The following is a 14,588-nucleotide window of genomic DNA, read 5'->3' as shown; positions in this document are numbered from 1 at the left end:
ATGCGCGCACCGGCGGAGACGAGCGACGAACCGCCCGCGCCTGCGCTCACGCGCTACGCGCTCAGCGCCGGGATCGCCGCCGGGTCGGACGCATCGAGGAACTCCGTCAGCCGCTCGGGCTCGCCCGGCTCCTCGATCGCCGAAGCCGCCCGCCGCAACGCGAACAGCGCCCGCAGCACGCCCCGGTTCGGCTCGTGCGACCACGGCACCGGCCCGGCACCGCGCCAGCCCGCCTTCCGCAGCGCATCGAGCCCACGGTGGTACCCCACCCGCGCGTAGGCGTAGGACTCGAGGGTCGCCCCACGCTCCCACGCCTCGTCGGCGAGCAGCGCCCACGCCAGGCTCGACGCCGGGTGCGACACCACGACGCTCGCGACGGGAGCATCGGCGGCGAGGGCGGCGGTCACCTCCGGCTCGGCGGGCAGGAGCGTCTCGGGGTTCGCGGTCGGGTTCGGCAGCAGGTTCTCCGGCATGCCCCCAGCCTGTCACGGCTCGAGGGCCTTGCGCGGCGCGAGACTCCCGGCGTACCGTGGCCTGGTCCTCGTCGTCATCGCGAGGCCACCGGTGCGGGACGACCGACCGGCGGTGCGGGTGGCGGTCACGCAGGGCTCCCCGACGGAAGTGGACGAATTGCTGTCGATCACCGGATCTGCTCAGCCCTCGCGCTGACACCGTGATCGTCGCGCCCCGTCGGGCGCTCCGCCCTCCCGTGGCGGGTCCGGTGTCGTGCGCCCAGTATCGACCACCGGGGAGGCACCCGTATGCCCGTCAGTCCGTCCGTCGTCCTGAACGACCTCAGTTTCGCCTGGCCCGACGGCACCGTCGCGCTCAGCCACCTCACCACCGCCTTCGGCCGTGGCCGGACCGGCCTGGTCGGGAGGAACGGTGCCGGCAAGTCGACCCTCGTCCGGCTGGTCACGGGTCGGCTCCACCCCACGTCCGGCACCATCACGACGTCCGGCCCCGTCGACCACCTGCCGCAACGCCTGCAACCGCAGAATGACGACGCGGTCGCCGACCTCCTGCGCATCCGTCCGACCCTGACGGCCCTCCGCGCGATCCTCGGCGGTGACGCCGCTCCGGAGCACTTCGACGCCGTGGGCGACGACTGGGACCTCGAGGAACGTGCGGCCGCGGCGCTCGACGGCATCGGCCTCGGCATCGGCGCCGACCTCGAGCGTCCGGTGAGCACCCTGTCCGGCGGTCAGGCCGTCCTCGTGGCGGTCGCCGGCATCCGGCTGCGGGGGCTCCCGATCGCGTTCCTCGACGAGCCGACGAACAACCTCGACCGTCGTGCGCGGAGCATGTTGCTCGACATGGTCGACGACTGGCCGGGCGCCCTCGTCGTCGTCAGCCACGATCGCGAGCTCCTGGAACACGTCGACGAGGTCGCCGAGCTCCGCGCGGGCGGCATGACCGTGTTCGGCGGGACCTTCAGCGCGTTCGAGGAGCACCTCGCGGTGCAGCAGGCCGCCGTCGAACGCGAGGTCCGGGTCGCCGAGCAGCGACACCGCACTGAGAAGCGGCAGCGCATCGAGGCCGAGACGAAGATCGCCCGTCGTGCCCGGTCCGGGGTGAAGGCCGCCGAGGGGATGCCGAAGATCTTCGCGAACGAGATGCGGAAGCGCGGCGAACAGACCGCCGGGCGGCTCCACACCGGGTACGCCGAGGACGAGGCCGCCGCGCTCGCCACCAAGCGCGAGGCCGAGGGACGGCTGCGTGCGGACGAGTCCATCCACGTGACGCTCCCCGACCCGGACGTGCCGGCATCGCGGCAGATCGCGACCATCACGCTGCGCGGGCGGGCGACGATCGTGCAGGGTCCGGAGCGCATCGCGGTCGCCGGGGACAACGGCGTCGGCAAGACGACGCTGCTCGAGCAGCTCGTCGGGGTCCCCGGCGCGCGGGCGCACCCGTTGCCCGACACGACTGCGGTCCCGCACGTCGACCGCATCGGCTACCTGCCGCAGCGGAAGGACTCACTCGACGACGCGCTGTCGGTGCTCGAGAACGTCCGGCGGGATGCCCCGCACGTCCCGCCGGCCGAGGTGCGGAACCGGCTGGCGAAGTTCCTGGTCCGTGGGGACACCGTCGACCGCCCGGCCGGCGCGCTCTCGGGCGGGGAGCGGTTCCGCGTGGCGTTGGCGAGCCTCGTGCTCGCGGATCCCCCGCCGCAGCTGCTGGTGCTCGACGAGCCGACGAACGACCTCGACCTGACGAGTGTCGACCAGCTCGTGGACGCGCTCCGGGCGTACCGGGGAGCCCTCGTCGTGGTCAGTCACGACGAGACGTTCCTCGACCGCCTCGACCTCACCACCCGCATCGAGCTCAGGTGACCCGCCCCTGGGCGCAGCGGGTCAGCGCCGCCGCGTCGGTCGGATCGCCAGCGACTCGATCGTGCCCCGCTCCGGCAGGTCGACGACGGTCCGGACGGCGTCGGCCACGTCCGAGGGCGCGAGGTAGTAGTCGGTGTCGTAGTCCTCGCCGAGCTTCTCGGTCAGCGCCCGCTGCATGTCCGAGTCCGTCCGGCCCGGGTGCACGCTCGACACCCGGACGCCGTTCGCCCGTTCCTCTTCCCGCAGGGCGTCGGCGAACGCCCGGAGCGCGAACTTCGACGCCGCGTACACGCCTCCGCCGGGTCCGGAGTGGAACCCAGAGCCGCTGTTGATCGGCACGACGATGCCGTGCGCGGCGCGGAGGGCCGGGAGGGCGAGCCGCGTCAGCTCGGCGACCGCGAACACGTTCGTGGCGAAGACCTGCTCCCACACCTCGCGCGGGGTGTCCGCGACGGTCGTGCCCTGCTCGACCCCGGCGGAGTGCACGAGGACGTCGAGGCGCTCCGGCAGCGGCGGGAACTCGCCCGCGCCGAGGTCGCCCACGAACGGCGACGCGCTGGGCAGCTCGGCGACGAGGGCGTCCACGGCTGCGGCGGTCCGGCCGCCGACGAGCACGTGGTGCGTGCGTCCCAGGTCGAGCGCGATGGCCCGGCCGATCCCACGGGTCGCGCCCGTGACGAGTGCGGTCGGACGGACGGGAGGCGCGGTGTCGGTCATGCGCACCACCCTACGGAAGCCGCGGGGCGGCCCGGCGACGACGCCGAACCGTCCACACGGCGACCGCGGCGGCCGCCGCCAGCACGACGAGCACGACCACGCCCCACGGCGACCCCGCGAACGCCGCGAGCACCGCCCAGAACAGCGCGATCCCCACCGTCGCGTAGACGAACGCCCACGCCACGCACCCCGGGACCATCGCGATCGTGTACCGCCACCACGGCACCCGGGCGATGCCGGCAGCCGCGTTCATGATCGTCTGCAGCCCCACGGTGAGGAAGCTGACCGTGACGACGGGCAGCCCCCAGCGGTCGAGCAGCGCCGAACCCCGACGGACCGCCGCAGAGTCGAGCCAGCGACCCCAGCGGGACCGCGCCGCGCCGGTGACCGCGAGCCGTGCCAGCCAGTAGGTCGCCTGCGCGCGGCAGAGCACCACGACGAAGAGCGCGAGGACCAGCCACCAGAACGGGAGCCCCTCGAGGAAGGACGGCACGGGCGAACCGTAGCGACCCCGACCGGGAATGTCCCGTCAGCGGCGGTCGGCGTCCTCGCGGATCTTGATGCCGTCCAGGACGTCCTGCGCGCGCTTCTCGTCCTGCTTCTCGATCTGCCGGGTGTCGCGTTCGGGGAGCTGGATGTCCTCCTCCGCACGGATGCCGGCCTGCAGCTGCCGTCCACGCTCGAGCTCGGCGTCGAACTCCGCGCCGAAGAGCAGCGCGTTGTTCGTGATCCACACCCACAGCAGGAAGACGATCACGCCACCGAGGGATCCGTACGTGGCGTTGTAGTTCGAGAAGTTCCCGACGTAGAAGCCGAACCCGACGCTGGCGATGACGAGGATCAGGATGGCCACGATCGACCCGCCGCTGACCCACCGGAACTTCGGCTGCTTGACGTTCGGCGCCCAGTAGTAGAGCACCGCGACGACGATGATCGCGATGACGAGCAGGATCGGCCACTGCACGATGCTCAGGACGGTCGCGGCGGCGTCGCCGAGCCCGATCACGTCGCCGAAGCTGCGGGCGAGCGGGCCGGACACGAGCGCGAGCAGCCCGAGGACGAGCAGGACGACGGTGAAGAGCGTGACGCCGAGCATGGTCGGGCGGAGCTTCCAGATCGGACGCCCCTCGCGGACGTTGTAGATCCGGTTCATCGCGCGGCCGAACGCGCCGACGTAGCCGGAGGCCGACCAGAGCGCACCGACCACACCGACGATGAACGTGATCGGCGCCGCGGGCGAGCGCACGAGTCCCTCGATGGGGTCCCGGAGCAGGCTGACGACCTGCTCGCCACCGATGTTGTTGACGAGGTCGAGCAGCGTGTCGATCGTCTTCTTCGGGTCGGACACGAGCCCGAGGATCGACACCACGGCCAGCAGACCGGGGAAGAGCGCGAGCACGGTGTAGTAGGTCAGGCTCGCGGCGAGGTCGGTGCACTGGTCGCTGGAGAACTCGCGGAGCGTCTTCTTCAGCGTGTAGACCAGCGTGGGCTTGGTGAGGTCCGCCGGGCTGTCGGGCTTGCGGGGGTCGTCGGGTTCGGGTTTGTGCTGCTCGCGTGCCACGGGACTACCCCCTCGCCTTCAGTGCCTGCTTCGAACGCTTGGCGGCCTGCTTGCGGTTCTTCGTCGCGCGGCGCTGGACCGCGGCGATCCCGGCGCGCTGCTTGCCGCGTGCGCGGTGCTGCGGGTCGCGTTCGAGCGACTCCTCGGCGGCCTTCGCACGGGCCTTGCGCCCCTTGCGTCCGGGCTGGCTCTGCTCGGCGGCGCCCGGGCCGTCGCCACCACGGGCCCCGAACGGCAGCAGCGCGGTGAAGGCCGACGAGGCGGGCGGCTCGGCGAGGTGCCCGGCGGGGTTGTTCCGGATCGCGATGCCGACGACGATCGCCGCGACACCGGCTGCAGCGGTCACGCCCATCGCCACGAGCGGGGTGGGGTCGCGGTGCCAGCGCTGCTTGGTCTTCGCGATCGCCAGGCGGGCGCGCGCCGGGATGTCCGCACGCCGTCGGATCTCGGTCACGGTGTCCGTGATGCCCTCACGTGTGCGGACGTTCGCGAGTTCGAGCTCGGGGAGACTGTCCTTGGCCATTCCCCATTTCGTACACGCTCGGGCCGGGGTCGTGTCCAGCCCCGGGCGTGTCCCGCGCACGGCGGACGCGGCCGGCGGGCACCGCCGGTGCCGGTGCCGGTACCGGCGCCGGTGCCGGTGCCGGTGCCGGTGCCGCGAAAGCGACAGATCCGCGGGCCGGCCCGCCGTCCGTGTCGCGAAAGCGACAGGGTGCCGCGGGAACGCGGCGGCAGACTGTCGCTTTCGCGGGGCGGGAGCGTGACCAGACGGCGGCCTGGAGGCGCGGGTCGGGCCCGCACCGCGCCTCCAGTCCGTGCCGCCGGAGCGACAGATCCGTGGGCCGGCCCGTCGCCTGTGCCGCGGAAGCGACAGGGTGCCGCGGGACCGCGGCGGCAGACTGTCGCTTTCGCGAAGCCGGCCCGCCGGGCGTCAGGACGGGACGACGACGTCCTCGGGCAGGCCCGACGCCGCGGAGCGGCCCGCCGCCTCCATCAGCGCGAGACTCCGCAGGTTGTCGCGACCGCTCGTCGCCGGCGCGGGACCACCGGACACCGAGCGCGCGAAGGCCTGCAGCCCGCCCTGCCGGTCGGTGTGCGCCATCGTCGGCAGCTCGACCGCCTCGGCCTCGTCGTCCTGCGTCCGGCGGACCGTCACGCGGTCCCCGGCCACCGCGTTCGGCTCCCCCGAGCGGCTCGTGAACCACAGTTCGCCGTCCTCGCCCTGGATGCTCCACTCGCCCGCCCAGGCCGTCCGGGGGCCGCGCGAGAGCCAGCTGCCGCGGTAGCTGACCACGAGGCCGTCGTCGAGTTCGATGATCATCGAGGCGACGGCTTCGTCCTGGTACTTGCTGTACGACGGGTACGACGACTTCGCGAACACGCGGACGGCCTCGCGACCGGTGATCATCCGGAGGAGGTCGAAGTGGTGGATCGCCATGTCGTTGATCATCGCGTGCGGGAACCGGTAGTGCGGGTGCTCCTCGAACGCGAGGTCGTTGTCCCACTGCCGGAAGTCGACGTTGATCGCCGAGAGCTCGCCGACGGTGCTCGCGGCGAGCAGGTCCTGCACGACCCGGGGGGCCGGGTACCAGCGGTAGTTCTGGCTGACCTGGAGCACGAGCCCGAGCTCCTCGGCACGACGGACCGCGGTGACGGCCTCGTCCGTGGTGTTGGCGAAGGGCTTCTCGACGAGGACGTGCTTGCCGGCCTCGAGCGCCTCGAGGGCGAGCGGCACGTGCGTCACGGCGGGGGCGGTGATCACGACGGCATCGGCTTCGACCCCGACGAGCGCCTCGGTGAGGGACGCGAACGCCGCCGACTCCGGCAGGCCGAGATCCGACCGCACGGCGTCCAGTGTCGCCGGGACCGGGTCGACGATCCCGACCACCTCCACTTCGGTGACCTCCGGGATGGCGGTGCGGGCCCAGTTGCCGCCCCACCCTCCGAGACCGACGTGGATGATCCGGACCGTCATGCGTGCACTCCTTCGTGGCTGGCGCCCCACGACTCCCGCGGCGCGTGCGTCCAGTCTGTCAGGGCACGGGTCAGTGCGTGAACGCGTACGCGATGAGTGCCATCGTCACGATGAACCCGGCGAGGTAGTTGATCCAGAGGAACCGCTTCCACCCGGCGTTCGCGGACTCGGCGCCCGCGTCGGTGACGTTCCACCACGGCAGCACGTTGAGGGCGTACGGCACCACGACGATCGCGGCGATCGGACCAGGGAACGCCGAGAACAGCAGCGCGACACCGGCCACGAGGTACGCCACGAACGCCAGGCGCACGGTGGCGCGGGCACCGATGACGGTCGCCACGGAGCCGATCCCGCCGGCCCGGTCGGCGAGGACGTCCTGCACGGCACCGAACGCGTGCGACGCCACGCCCCACAGGAAGAACGCCACGCACACGGCGACGAGCTGGCCGGTCCAGTGCGGGCCGGCGAGCGCCAGGCCGTAGATCGCCGGCGAGACGAAATGGGTGCTCGACGTGAGCGAGTCGAGGAACGGCTTCTCCTTGAAGCGCAGCCCCGGTGCCGAGTAGGCGATGACGGCGAACACGCTGATCGCGAGGACGAGCCACGACCACGGCCCGTTGCCGGACACCGCGCCGAGCACGACGAGCGCGACCAGGAACGGCACGTTCGTGACGACGACGGCCCACAGCGTGGTGCGGTGCACGCTCTTGTCGAGCAGGGCACCCTCGACCCCGCCCTTGCGCGGGTTCCGCAGGTCGGACTCGTAGTCGAAGACGTCGTTGATGCCGTACATCGCCAGGTTGTAGGGCACGAGGAAGTACACGACGCCGACGAGGAACGCGACGAGCGAGAACCCGCCGCCGCCCTCGACGCCGACCCCGCTGCCGAGCAGGTAAGCGGCGCCGAACGGGTAGGCGGTGTTCACCCAGCTGATCGGCCGGGACGACACGAACAGGGCGCGCAGGGTCGACGGCCTGGAGGCGGTGCTCGCGTTCATCGGGTCGGTTCCTCTTCGTGGGATGGCCGGGTGGGTCGGTCGAACAGGACCCACAGGCTGGGGAGCAGCACGATCGCGGCGATCGAGTACGCGAGGTCCTCGACCGGGATCGCCCCGATCTTCGCACCACTGATGAGCGCCGGGTCGTACGCCACGATCCGCAGCGTCACGATGACGTTGTCGAACACGATGGTCATGACGAGCAGGGCGATGCCGGCGACGAGTCCGGTCACGAGGGCGATCCGTCGGCCGGTCGGTGCGCGGCGGCCCCGGGCACGAGCACGTCCTGCGGCGACGATCCCGGCGGCGACGGCGACCACCGCGACCGCGGCGAAGAACGGCAGCGCGAGGAGGGCGTACGCGCCGGAGCCGGTCACGATCGGCTCCGCTCGGCCCGCCGCAGGCCCCGCGCGACGAGGGGCTGCACGAAGCCGACCAGGTTCATGGTCGTGTAGCAGAGCAGCAGGAGGAAGAAGAGCTCCTCGAGCGGGACGTCCGGCGCGAGGAGGACCCCGGTCAGCAGGTTCTGCGGCCCGATGAAGAAGATGCCGAGGGCGACCCCGAGCACGTCCCACAGCATGAAGAACGCCACGCCGACGACCATCACGGCCGCCGCCCGCCACGGCGCCCGCCAGAAGAACAGGTGCAGCCGGGCGTCGAGGACGGTCATGCCGACGAGCGACACCAGCAGCCCGGCGAGGTAGAGCCCGGGCATCAGTCAGTGGCGCCGGGCCGCCGGAGCGGTGCCGGGAGCGGTTCGGTGCTGGTGTCCCCGTGGATGCGCTTGAGGAGCACCTCGGCGCTGATCAGGCACATCGGCAACCCGATGCCCGGGATCGTCGAGGCACCGGCGTAGTAGAGCCCGTCGACCTTCGCCGAGGCGTTCTTCTCGCGGAAGAACGCGCTCTGCTTCAGGGTGTGCGCCGGCCCGAGCATCGAGCCGCTCCAGGCGTTGTAGTCGTCGGCGAAGTCGCGGGGACCGATCGTCCGGCGGACCCGGATCCGGTCGCGGAGGTCCGGCACGCCGGCACGCTCGGCGACGACGTCGATGGCGCGGTCGGCGATCCGCTCGACCTCGTAGTCGCCGGCACCGTCGATGCCGCCCTTGCCGATCGACAGGTCGGCGGGCAGCGGCACGAGGATGAACAGGTTGCTCGATCCCCGCGGTGCGACCGAGGCGTCGGTCTCCGAGGGAGCGCAGACGTAGATCGACGCCGGGTCGGGGACGTGCCGGTCGGCACCGAAGATCGCGCCGAAGTTCGCCTTCCAGTCCTCGGTGAACACCAGCGTGTGGTGCAGCAGCCCCGGCACGGGCCCGTCGACGCCGAGGTAGACGAGCACCGCGCTCGGCCCCGGGTCGCGCTTCGCCCAGTGTGCGGCGGGGTACGTGCGGTGCTCTGCGTCGAGCAGCTGCAGCTCGGTGTGCCGGAGGTCGGCGGCGCTCACCACGAGGTCGGCGGGCGCCGTGTGCTGCGCTCCCGCGCGGTCGCGGTGGACGACACCGGTGACGTGGCCGTCCTCGACGACGATGCGCTCGACCTTGGCGCCGGCGATGATCTTCGCGCCCTCACGGCGGGCGACGCGTTCGACGGCGGAGATGACCTCGGTGATGCCGCCCTTCGGGTAGAGCACCCCGTCGGCGAGGTCGAGGTGGCTCATGAGGTGGTACATGCTCGGCGCCGCGTACGGGCTCGTGCCGAGGAACACCGCCGGGTAGCCGAGGACCTGCCACAGGCGGCGGTCCTTGACCGCGGACTCGGCGAAGGTCGAGAGCGGCTCGATGAGGAGGCGCGCGAGCTTCGGCAGCCGGCGGAGGACGTCGGGGGCAGCGAGCTTCGTGAGGTCCTGGAAGGTCGTGTAGAGGAACCGGCGGATCGCCATCGCGTAGGTGTCCTCGGACGAGGCCAGGTACTTCCGCATCCGTCTGCCGGCGCCCGGCTCGACGGACTCGAACAGGGCGATGTTCGCCTCCCTGTCGGCACGGAGGTCGATCGGGTCGTCGTAGCCCTCGCTGTACACGCGGTACCCGGGGTCGAGCTTCTCGAGGTCGAGTTCGGCGTCGGCCGAGGTGCCGAGCAGCTGGAAGAAGTGGTCGAACACCTCGGGCATGAGGTACCAGGACGGGCCCGTGTCGAACCGGAAGCCGTCCTGCTCCCACGACCCGGCGCGGCCGCCGAGCTGCCCGCGCTGCTCGAGCACGGTCACCGAGAAGCCGTCCCGCGCGAGCAGGGCGGCGGACGCGAGTCCGCTGATGCCGCCGCCGATGACGACGGCACGTCGGGCGGGCACCTTGCGCTTGGTCGTGGTGCCGGCATCCTTCGGACTGGAGGCGCGGGGCGGGGTCACGCCGTGCCTCCCGTCCGGTGGTGGGTCGCGCGCGACCGCAGCGGCGCACGTCCGGCGAGCACCTGCGCGGCCAGGCGGACCTTCACCGGGTTCGGGACGCGCACCCGGGTGGTGACCAGGCGGTCGGCGGGCGTGGCGGCGATGCGGTCGTTGAGCTCCTGGAAGAGCGCGTGCGCCAGGCCGACGGCGTTCCGCGCGTCGGCCGGCAGCAGTCGGACGGTGCGGGCGGCCCGGTCGAGGTCGGACTGGACGTCGGCGACCAGTCGTTCCTTCGTCGCCTCGTCGAAGCTGCGGATGTCGACCCCCGGGAAGTAGGAGCGACCGAGCACCTCGAAGTCGGCGTGCAGGTCGCGCAGGAAGTTCACCTTCTGGAACGCGGCACCGAGCGCTCGGGCGCCGTCGACGAGCACGGTGCCGTCGAACGTCGGCCGGCCGGCGCGGTGGACGAACGCGCGCAGGCACATCAGGCCCACCACCTCGGCCGAGCCGTACACGTAGCGGTCGAAGGACTCCTGGTCGTGCTCGGTCCGCTCGAGGTCCATCCGCATCGAGGCGAAGAACGGCCGCGTGAGCTCCGGGCCGAACCCGGTGACCCGTGCGGTCCGGGCGAAGGCGTGCACCACCGGGTTGACGGAGAAGCCGAGCGCGATCGCCCGCTCGGTGTCGGCCTCGAGCTCGTCGAGGACCGTCCGGGCGAGGTCGTGGTCGAGTCCGGCCTCGGTCGCGGGTCCGTCGACGACCTCGTCGGCGACCCGGACGAGGGCGTACACGTTGCGGATGTGCTCACGCGTGTCCTTCGTGAGCAGCCGGCTGGCGAGCCCGAAGGACGTCGAGTACCGGTCGATGACGACGCCCGACGCGGCCTCGGCCGTGGCGTCGTAGAGCGGGAGCCGGGTCGTGGGACGCGGCTCCGTTCGGCTGTGGCTCACCGGGCGCGCTCCACGAGTTCGGTCACGAGGGCCTCCAGGCGGTCGGCGAGGTCGTACGGCAGTCCGGCGAGCTCGGCACGGGCGAGTGCGGTGTGCTCGGCGATCCGCGATTCGGCGGCGGCCCGGGCGCCGCAGGTGACAAGGGTCGCACGGAGTTCGGCCGCGCGCTCCTCGCTGAGGTCCGGGTCGCCGAGGTACGGCGCGATGTCCGGCCAGCACTCGGTCGTCGCGGCGTGGGCGATCAGCATCGTGCGCTTGCCCTCGCGCAGGTCGCCGAGGACGGTCTTGCCGGTCGTGCCCTCGTCGCCGAAGACCCCCAGCAGGTCGTCGACGATCTGGTAGGCGATCCCGATCTCGCGGCCGAAGGCGCCGAGCGCCTCGACGATCGGTTCGGGGGCTCCGGCCAGCACCGCACCGGACTGCAGTGGCGCCTCGAACGAGTACACGCTCGTCTTCGCACGCTCCATCTGCAGGACCTCGTCCACCGTCGGCATCACCCCGAGGGCGAGGTCGACGTCGGTCATCTCGCCCGCGGCGCTGGCGAACACGGCCTCGTCGAGGAGCTCGAGCAGTCGGGCACGTCGGTCACCCGTGACGCCGGCCGACTCGATGAACCGGGGTGCGCCCGCGAGCGCCAGGTCGCCGGCGATGACCGCGGCGCTCATGCCGCGGTGCTCGGCGGTGGGCAGCGGCAGGCCGCCCGTCGTGCCGGTGTCGCGGAAGGACCCGGCGACGTTCGGCTGGCCGCGGCGCGACCAGTCACGGTCGATGACGTCGTCGTGCACGACGAGCGCGGTGTGCAGCAGCTCGTACGCGGCACCGACGTGCGCGGCCGCGTGCAGGTCGTCGCCGCCGAGGCCGGTGTAGGCGGTGAGGACCATGCGCGGGCGGAAGCGCTTCCCGCCCATGCTCGCCTTGCGGAGCACCCGCCAGAGTTCCCCAGACGGTCGTCCGTACCGCTCGGCGCGAGCCGACGACACGGCGAAGAAGCGCTCGAGGCAGTCGTCGACGAGCGCGAGGTCGATGTGCGCCACGGTGGCCGCTTCCTCGCTCATTGGCCTAACCTATCGATGCAGATGACGACTTTCCCTGAATCCGTGGTGCTCCTGGCCGATGACCGTACCCCGATCGGTACGGCGGACAAGTTCACGGTGCACACCGACCACACGCCCCTCCACCTGGCCTTCTCGTGCCACGTGCGGAACACCGACGGCGACGTCCTGGTGACCCGTCGTGCGCTGTCCAAGAAGACGTGGCCCGGGGTGTGGACGAACACGTTCTGCGGCCACCCCGGTCCCGACGAGTCGTTCGAGGACGCGATCGCCCGACGGGCCTCGCGTGAACTCGGCATCACCGTCCGCGACGTCGAGCTCGTGCTGCCGGACTTCCGGTACCGCGCCGTCGACGCCTCCGGGATCGTCGAGAACGAGGTCTGCCCGGTCTTCCGCGCGGTCACCGACGACGTCCCGGCTCCGGCCGACGACGAGGTCGCCGAGTACGCCTGGGTCTCCGAGGCCGCGCTGCGGGAGTCGGTCGCCGGTGCGCCGTTCGCGTGGAGCCCGTGGCTCGGGTGGCAGCTCACCGAGCTCGCGACGGCCGGTCTGCACATCACCCGCTGACCCGCGCGCGCCCGCCCGCGATTGTCAGGGCGCGTCATCGACAATGGTCGGTATGACCACGACGGAACGCGATGTCGCGCCGCGGGCCGGGGCCGACGCCGTGCTCGACGCACTCCGCGACGACCCGGTGATCGCCAGCGTGAAGGACGCCTCCGCGCTCGACGAGGTACTGGCCTCCGACCGGGGCGTCGTCTTCGTGCTCTACGGCAGCGTCCTCGACGTCGCGGACATCGTCGCCCGGGCGAAGGACGCCGGCAAGACCGTGCTCGTGGACGTCGACCTGCTCGACGGCTTCGCTGCCCGGGACGTCGTCGTGACGTGGATCGCCGAGCACACCCGAGCGGACGGCGTGCTCTCCACCAAGTCGAACCTCGTCCGGGCCGCCAAGCGCGCCGGGCTCGTCGCCGTGCAGCGCTTCTTCCTCGTCGACTCGTTCTCGTACCACCAGCTCCCCCGCGTGGTCGAGCAGGCCGGACCCGACGCGATCGAGATCCTGCCCGGGTGCATGCCGCGCGTGATCACGTGGCTCCGGGACGACACCGCCGTGCCGGTCATCGCCGGCGGCCTGGTGTGCGACAAGGCCGACGTGATGGCCGCCCTCGGTGCCGGAGCGGTCGCGGTCGCGTCGTCGAACCGCGACGTCTGGGGCATGTGAGCGTTCGTTCACTTGGCTCCGCCGACTCGACGGAGTAGGGTCGGCCGTCGGTCACGGGTGTGGCCACGAGGCTGCGCACCGCGGCCGACGGACCAGCAGAAGGGCAGGTGAGGCGCGATGTCGGGTGACCATCCTCGATCGGGCCGGCCGCCCCTGACGGTCGTCGCCGTGCCCGTTCGCTGAGCAAACCCCTCCCCCGGACCACTCCGGGGTCACTTCGCGCCTGCCTGCTCCCGAGAGGAGCACGCACATGGCACTGATCGACAACGCGATCTACGTCGAGGGACGTCGCGTCGGGTCACCGTCGACCCTGTCGCTCGCCACCGGGGGCGACCTCGCCTGGATCGGGCTCTTCCGCCCGGACGACACCGAGCTCGAGGCCGTCGCGACCGAGTTCGACCTGCACGAGAACGCGGTGGAGGACGCCCGCAAGGGACACCAGCGCGCGAAGCTCGAGCGGTACGGCGACACGCTCTTCCTGGTGCTCCGACCCGCGTGGTTCGACGTCACTGCCGAGGCCGTCGAGTTCGGTGAGGTGCACCTGTTCGTCGGCGACCGGTTCGTGGTGAGCGTCCGGCACGCCGAGCGTCCCGACCTGGCGGCGCTCCGTGCCCGGGTCGAGGCCGACCCGGAGTTCCTCGCCCGGGGCTCCGAGGCCGTCACCGCCGCCGTCCTCGACGAGGTCGTCGACGGGTACGCCCCCGTGGTCGAGATCCTGCAGGACCACGTCGACGCCATCGAGGACCAGCTGTTCGCCGGGCAGGTCGACCCCGGCGTCTCGAAGCGGATCTACCAGCTCCTCAGCGAGGTCCTGGCCTTCCAGCGCGCCACGAAGCCGGTTCCCGCGATGGTGAAGGGGCTGCTCCGCGGCGCCGACAAGTACGGCGTCGACGACGAGGTCCAGCACCGTCTGCGGAACGTGCTCGACCACGCACTGCGGGTCACGGAGCGGGTGGACTCGTTCCGGGCCCTGCTCGAGAACGCCCTGACGCTGCACGCGACCCTGGTGTCGCAGGAGCAGAACGAGGCGATGCGCCGCATGACGAGCGCCAGCCTCGCGCAGGGCGAGGAGAGCCGGCAGCTCGCACGCGCCGCGCACCGGCAGGGCGAGGAGGTCAAGAAGATCTCCTCGTGGGCGGCGATCCTCTTCGCCCCGGGACTCATCGCGGGGGTCTACGGGATGAACTTCGACCACATGCCCGAGCTCCACTGGCGGTACGGCTACCCGGTCGCGATCCTCGGGATGCTCGCCCTGATGGGCGTGCTCTGGGCGATCTTCCGCAAGCGCAACTGGCTCTAGACGGTCGCAGCGACGGACGGGAGGCGCGGGGGCCCCGGGGCCCCCCCCCCCCCGCCCCCCCCCCGGGGGGGGGGCGGGGGGGGGGGGGGCGCGACCCCCCCCCCCCCCCCCCCCCCCCGGGCGGTGGGGGGCGGCACCAACCCCACCGGGGTG

At 72.2% G+C, this 14,588-nt stretch carries 16 protein-coding genes; 4 read left to right on the top strand and 12 right to left on the bottom strand.

Annotated elements, in window-relative coordinates; genetic code table 11:
• Positions 1–53 precede the first annotated feature (53 nt).
• The gene (locus ACIPKM_RS03745) at positions 54–473 is read right to left on the bottom strand and encodes a DUF3151 domain-containing protein (protein WP_071294394.1); all 420 of its coding nucleotides are present in this window, start codon (positions 471–473) and stop codon (positions 54–56) included.
• A gap of 288 nt (positions 474–761) precedes the next feature.
• Between ACIPKM_RS03745 and ACIPKM_RS03740 the strand changes: the two genes are divergently transcribed.
• A complete protein-coding gene (locus tag ACIPKM_RS03740; RefSeq protein ID WP_402736205.1) occupies positions 762–2,336 on the top strand; it encodes an ABC-F family ATP-binding cassette domain-containing protein in 1,575 nt (524 codons plus the stop codon).
• Positions 2,337–2,357: 21 nt separating this feature from the next.
• On the opposite strand, the gene ACIPKM_RS03735 is transcribed toward ACIPKM_RS03740, so the two are convergent.
• The 11 genes from ACIPKM_RS03735 to ACIPKM_RS03685 all read right to left on the bottom strand — a co-directional run bounded on the left by ACIPKM_RS03735 (position 2,358) and on the right by ACIPKM_RS03685 (position 11,916).
• On the bottom strand, positions 2,358–3,053 hold the full coding sequence (locus ACIPKM_RS03735) for an SDR family oxidoreductase (protein WP_071294492.1): 696 nt from the start codon (positions 3,051–3,053) through the stop codon (positions 2,358–2,360).
• A gap of 10 nt (positions 3,054–3,063) precedes the next feature.
• Positions 3,064–3,546, bottom strand: coding sequence for a DedA family protein (locus ACIPKM_RS03730; RefSeq protein WP_083403129.1), 483 nt, complete (start codon positions 3,544–3,546; stop codon positions 3,064–3,066).
• A 36-nt stretch (positions 3,547–3,582) separates the two neighbouring features.
• A complete protein-coding gene (locus tag ACIPKM_RS03725) occupies positions 3,583–4,614 on the bottom strand; it encodes a YihY/virulence factor BrkB family protein (protein ID WP_070417101.1) in 1,032 nt (343 codons plus the stop codon).
• Between the two features lie 4 nt (positions 4,615–4,618).
• Positions 4,619–5,137, bottom strand: a complete 519-nt coding sequence (locus ACIPKM_RS03720) for a hypothetical protein (protein ID WP_071294391.1) — start codon at positions 5,135–5,137, stop codon at positions 4,619–4,621.
• Between the two features lie 408 nt (positions 5,138–5,545).
• Positions 5,546–6,589, bottom strand: coding sequence for a Gfo/Idh/MocA family protein (locus ACIPKM_RS03715; RefSeq protein WP_402736204.1), 1,044 nt, complete (start codon positions 6,587–6,589; stop codon positions 5,546–5,548).
• Positions 6,590–6,659: 70 nt separating this feature from the next.
• The gene (locus tag ACIPKM_RS03710; protein WP_070417104.1) at positions 6,660–7,586 is read right to left on the bottom strand and encodes a prenyltransferase; all 927 of its coding nucleotides are present in this window, start codon (positions 7,584–7,586) and stop codon (positions 6,660–6,662) included.
• Positions 7,583–7,963, bottom strand: a complete 381-nt coding sequence (locus ACIPKM_RS03705) for a lycopene cyclase domain-containing protein (RefSeq protein WP_402736203.1) — start codon at positions 7,961–7,963, stop codon at positions 7,583–7,585. The genes ACIPKM_RS03710 and ACIPKM_RS03705 overlap by 4 nt, the downstream gene beginning before the upstream one ends.
• Entirely contained in the window at positions 7,960–8,301 is a 342-nt protein-coding gene (locus ACIPKM_RS03700) for a lycopene cyclase domain-containing protein (protein ID WP_071294388.1), read from the bottom strand. Before ACIPKM_RS03700 ends, ACIPKM_RS03705 begins: the two co-directional genes overlap by 4 nt.
• Positions 8,301–9,932 (bottom strand): phytoene desaturase family protein, encoded by a 1,632-nt coding sequence (crtI, locus tag ACIPKM_RS03695; RefSeq protein ID WP_083295095.1) that lies wholly within the window; start codon positions 9,930–9,932, stop codon positions 8,301–8,303. Before crtI ends, ACIPKM_RS03700 begins: the two co-directional genes overlap by 1 nt.
• Entirely contained in the window at positions 9,929–10,861 is a 933-nt protein-coding gene (locus ACIPKM_RS03690; RefSeq protein ID WP_402736202.1) for a phytoene/squalene synthase family protein, read from the bottom strand. Before ACIPKM_RS03690 ends, crtI begins: the two co-directional genes overlap by 4 nt.
• Complete coding sequence (locus ACIPKM_RS03685; RefSeq protein ID WP_402736201.1) at positions 10,858–11,916, bottom strand: polyprenyl synthetase family protein; 1,059 nt, start codon at positions 11,914–11,916, stop codon at positions 10,858–10,860. Before ACIPKM_RS03685 ends, ACIPKM_RS03690 begins: the two co-directional genes overlap by 4 nt.
• A gap of 21 nt (positions 11,917–11,937) precedes the next feature.
• On the opposite strand from ACIPKM_RS03685, the gene idi reads away from it, so the two are divergent.
• The 3 genes from idi (at position 11,938) to ACIPKM_RS03670 (ending at position 14,435) form a co-directional block, all read left to right on the top strand.
• Entirely contained in the window at positions 11,938–12,480 is a 543-nt protein-coding gene (idi, locus tag ACIPKM_RS03680; RefSeq protein ID WP_070417109.1) for an isopentenyl-diphosphate Delta-isomerase, read from the top strand.
• A gap of 52 nt (positions 12,481–12,532) precedes the next feature.
• Positions 12,533–13,135, top strand: coding sequence for a glycerol-3-phosphate responsive antiterminator (locus ACIPKM_RS03675; RefSeq protein WP_071294384.1), 603 nt, complete (start codon positions 12,533–12,535; stop codon positions 13,133–13,135).
• 250 nt (positions 13,136–13,385) lie between these two features.
• Positions 13,386–14,435, top strand: a complete 1,050-nt coding sequence (locus ACIPKM_RS03670) for a magnesium and cobalt transport protein CorA (protein ID WP_402736200.1) — start codon at positions 13,386–13,388, stop codon at positions 14,433–14,435.
• Positions 14,436–14,588: the final 153 nt, after the last annotated feature.

Source organism: Curtobacterium sp. NPDC086286 (genome assembly GCF_044746255.1).
Taxonomy (GTDB): domain Bacteria; phylum Actinomycetota; class Actinomycetes; order Actinomycetales; family Microbacteriaceae; genus Curtobacterium.
The sequence above is the reverse complement of the archived record's forward strand: the minus strand, read 5'-3'. Positions and strand labels throughout refer to the sequence as shown.

What these genes read in the sequence shown, in the direction of transcription:
- ACIPKM_RS03745 (WP_071294394.1), bottom strand. Translation starts at nt 473, where the DNA reads ATGCCGGAGAACCTGCTGCCGAACCCGACCGCGAACCCCGAGACGCTC.
- ACIPKM_RS03740 (WP_402736205.1), top strand. Translation starts at nt 762, where the DNA reads ATGCCCGTCAGTCCGTCCGTCGTCCTGAACGACCTCAGTTTCGCCTGG.
- ACIPKM_RS03735 (WP_071294492.1), bottom strand. Translation starts at nt 3,053, where the DNA reads ATGACCGACACCGCGCCTCCCGTCCGTCCGACCGCACTCGTCACGGGC.
- ACIPKM_RS03720 (WP_071294391.1), bottom strand. Translation starts at nt 5,137, where the DNA reads ATGGCCAAGGACAGTCTCCCCGAGCTCGAACTCGCGAACGTCCGCACA.
- ACIPKM_RS03715 (WP_402736204.1), bottom strand. Translation starts at nt 6,589, where the DNA reads ATGACGGTCCGGATCATCCACGTCGGTCTCGGAGGGTGGGGCGGCAAC.
- ACIPKM_RS03710 (WP_070417104.1), bottom strand. Translation starts at nt 7,586, where the DNA reads ATGAACGCGAGCACCGCCTCCAGGCCGTCGACCCTGCGCGCCCTGTTC.
- ACIPKM_RS03700 (WP_071294388.1), bottom strand. Translation starts at nt 8,301, where the DNA reads ATGCCCGGGCTCTACCTCGCCGGGCTGCTGGTGTCGCTCGTCGGCATG.
- ACIPKM_RS03685 (WP_402736201.1), bottom strand. Translation starts at nt 11,916, where the DNA reads ATGAGCGAGGAAGCGGCCACCGTGGCGCACATCGACCTCGCGCTCGTC.
- idi (WP_070417109.1), top strand. Translation starts at nt 11,938, where the DNA reads ATGACGACTTTCCCTGAATCCGTGGTGCTCCTGGCCGATGACCGTACC.
- ACIPKM_RS03675 (WP_071294384.1), top strand. Translation starts at nt 12,533, where the DNA reads ATGACCACGACGGAACGCGATGTCGCGCCGCGGGCCGGGGCCGACGCC.
- ACIPKM_RS03670 (WP_402736200.1), top strand. Translation starts at nt 13,386, where the DNA reads ATGGCACTGATCGACAACGCGATCTACGTCGAGGGACGTCGCGTCGGG.